The sequence below is a fragment of the Haladaptatus ordinarius genome (genome assembly GCF_054177595.1).
In genome coordinates this window covers 1-650 of sequence record NZ_JBPEHH010000301.1, presented here as the reverse complement: position 1 = coordinate 650, position 650 = coordinate 1, and the positions used below count along the sequence as shown (strand labels likewise).

The window sequence follows — 650 nt, the reverse complement described above, 5'->3', positions numbered from 1 at the left end:
CCGTAAGAACAGTGTCTGGATGGTAGAGAAATCTCATAATCACCCATCCAGACGCTTCCTGAGAATCTAACCCCGTCAGTCGTGACTATCCACTGACTCGATGGGAAGTACCGAAATTCCATTTGAACCGACAATTGGCTCAACGAGCACAGCAGCAACCGTGTCACCTTCGAGTTCGAGCATTTCATCGATGTATTCGAGACTCTCTATTGGCTCAAGAGTCGAGCCGTACGCGTAGGGGTCAGGTGCTTTAATTGTGCCTGGAATCCCGGGTTCAGCCGCAAGCCGACGGGGGTCGCCCGTGACGCTAATCGAACCGTAGGTTGCGCCATGATACGAGCGATATCGGGAGAGGATTTTCTGTTTGCCTGTGTAGAAGCGAGCGATTTTGATTGCTGCTTCGACAGTTTCTGTACCGCTAGTCGAAAAGAACGTCTTCGAAAGGTCGCCTGGCGTGACCTCAGCGAGTATCTTTTCGAGTTTCGCACGAGCTTCGGTCGTATAACTTGGTGCGATATAGGCCCCTTCTTGGACCATTCGTATTCGGTTAAGACGTAAAACCAGCATACAGTGCTGCATTCACCTCCTCAAGAAGCGTCTGGCGTGACGGAGCTGGTTGTCTCGCCTCTCGATACCACGTGTTCGGGAGA

Annotated in this window: 1 pseudogene; it reads right to left on the bottom strand. The window is 51.8% G+C overall.

What is annotated here, in order from left to right:
- Positions 1-96 precede the first annotated feature (96 nt).
- Positions 97-522 (bottom strand): annotated as a pseudogene (locus tag ACR3FF_RS27295) (aminotransferase class III-fold pyridoxal phosphate-dependent enzyme); the annotation flags it as partial.
- Between the last annotated feature and the right edge of the window lie 128 nt (positions 523-650).